The organism is Synechococcus sp. R3-13 (genome assembly GCF_047462195.1).
Taxonomy (GTDB): Bacteria; Cyanobacteriota; Cyanobacteriia; order Thermostichales; family Thermostichaceae; genus Thermostichus.
Genome location: NZ_JANSIO010000459.1, coordinates 1 through 2,339 on the forward strand (window position 1 = coordinate 1; position 2,339 = coordinate 2,339).

The 2,339-nt window shown below is 57.3% G+C and carries 2 protein-coding genes; one reads left to right on the forward strand and one right to left on the reverse strand.

Going from position 1 to position 2,339, the window contains the following annotated elements:
- Positions 1-11: 11 nt before the first annotated feature.
- The gene (locus NW856_RS12940) at positions 12-569 is read right to left on the reverse strand and encodes a serine/threonine-protein kinase (protein ID WP_414400596.1); all 558 of its coding nucleotides are present in this window, start codon (positions 567-569) and stop codon (positions 12-14) included.
- Between the two features lie 277 nt (positions 570-846).
- Here NW856_RS12940 and NW856_RS12945 point away from each other — a divergent pair.
- Positions 847-2,339, forward strand: a 1,493-nt coding sequence (locus NW856_RS12945) for a cation:proton antiporter (RefSeq protein ID WP_414400597.1), incomplete at its 3' end; no start/stop codon positions are given.

A 2,339-nucleotide genomic window follows, 5' to 3' on the forward strand; every position in this document is an offset into this window, starting at 1 on the left:
TTCAGCAGTGTTCAGCGTAAATGTATCAGCTTGGCAATGCCGAAATCCAAGATTTTGACGGTCTCCCCCAACGTTTCATCTTTTAGGACGAAGAGGTTGCTGGGTTTGATGTCGCGATGGATCACCCCCTTGATGAGATGGCCATCCTGCTCGGTCTCTAGGTTGTGGGCGTAATAGAGACCGGCACACACTTGGCGGGCCATCCTCACCACCTGTTGAGGCGGCAGCACCGGCTGCTTGAGCATTAGCTCCCCCAAACTGCGCCCCGTCAGGTATTCCATCACCAGGTAAGGTTGGTCGTTCTCTAGACCATAGTCCAATACCTTGACAATGGCAGGGTGCTCCCCCAGCAGCGTGCTGATGCGAATTTCCTGCTGAAAACGTTTGTGCAACTGGCGTCGGGTGTTGTCATCGCCTGCCAAGTTTTGGTGCAACAGCTTGACCGCCACCGGACGGTTGAACAGGCGCGTATCGACTGCCTTGAACACCTGCCCCATGCCGCCCGCTGCAATGCTGTGAACCAGTTGATAGCGCTGGCCGATCACTTTTCCAGGAGCAAGCTGGTTCATGGGCAGCCCAAGAGCATGTACCTTCTGATTCTAATGCGTGTTTCTCGGGGGTTTCTCCCGCCTTTCTCTGGGCACTACTGCCAAGCTGTTTTCACTGCTTAATGTGTCTTAATGTGTCTGATGTACTTACTTTTGAATACTTATTAAACGCCCTGCCAGTAATTGAAGGCCGGACAAAGTCTGTGGGGCATCGAGAGCTACTTGGATCTGGAGGGATCTGATAGACTCATGCGGGCGCTTTGCCGGGTCTGTTCATTAGCTGTCTGTCGGGTGATTTATGCTGGCTAACTGGCTGCAAATTTCGGGGATCCCTCTAGCCATGATTGGCCCTGTTGAGAATCCGGTGCTGGTGTTTTTGATCATCCTGACCATCATGCTGGTGGCTCCCTTGCTGTTTGAGCGGCTGCGCCTGCCGGGGATCATCGGGTTAATCTTGGCTGGGCTGGTGGTGGGGCCCTACGGCTTGGGCATCTTGCGGCGGGACGAGACCATCATCCTGCTGGGCACGGTGGGGCTGTTGTTTCTCATGTTCATGGCGGGGCTGGAGACCAGTCTGGAAGATTTGAAGCTCAATGCCGGGAAGGCCACCCTCTTCGGGGCGCTCACCTTTCTGTTGCCCATGCTCATCGGCACAGCAGCCATGTTGGCCATTGGGTATGGCTTTCTGGCGGCGGTGCTGGTGGCCTCTTGTTTTGCCTCTCACACCCTGATCGGTCTGCCCATCATCTCAAAGCTGGGGTTGATGCGCCTGCAGACGGTGACGGCAACTTTGGGGGCCACCCTTATCACGAATGTCCTGGCTTTGTTGGTGCTGGCGGTGGTGGTGCGCGCCCACCAAGGGGAGCTGTCGCTGCGCTTTTGGCTGACGTTGATCCCTTCCATTGCCCTCTACACCTTTGCCACCCTCTGGGGGGTGCCTAAGCTGGGCAGTTGGTTCTTTCAACGCTTTGGTCACGACGAGGGAGCAGAGTTTACTTTCGTGATCGCCACTTTGTTTGTGGTGGCCTATGGAGCAGGGTTAATTGGCATTGAGCCGGTGGTGGGAGCCTTTCTGGCCGGGACGGCCATCACCCCTATCATCCCGCCTCTCAGCCCCCTGATGAACCGGATTCAGTTTATCGGCAACACCCTGTTTGTGCCTTTCTTCTTGATCTCGGTGGGGATGCTGATCAATCCCGGCATTCTCTTGGGGGAGCCGCGCACGCTGCTGGTGGGCGGAGTGATGATCGCAGCGGAGGTGGTGAGCAAGTTTCTGGCCGCTTGGATCCCGGCCCAACTGTTTGGCTGGCGCTTTGCCAGCACGATGATCATGTTCGGTTTGTCGATGGCTCAGGCGGCGGCTACCCTGGCGGCGATCACGGTGGCCTTTCAGGTGAAGTTGGTGGATGAGCTGACGGTGAACGGCATCATTGCCATGATCCTGGTGACCTGTGTTGCCTCGCCTTGGATTGTGGCCCGCTGGGGAGAGCAAATGCAGCCCACCGAAGTGGCGGCAGAGTCCACCGAATTGCCCAAGCCGGATTGGGGAGCTCGCGTCTTGGTGCCGGTGGCCAACCCGGATACCGAAAGCAACCTGCTGCAGTTGGCGTTGATTTTGGCCAAAAAAGATGGGGGAACGCTGCTGCCGCTGCATGTTTTGTCTGACCGCGCCGGGATCTCGCCAGCAGCCCTGGCCCGGCAGGAGCAGTTGTTGACCTTTGCAGAAGCTCTGGCCCACAGCGCCGTGACCCGAGTGGAGCCGATTCGGCGGGTGGATGACTCGGTGGAAAA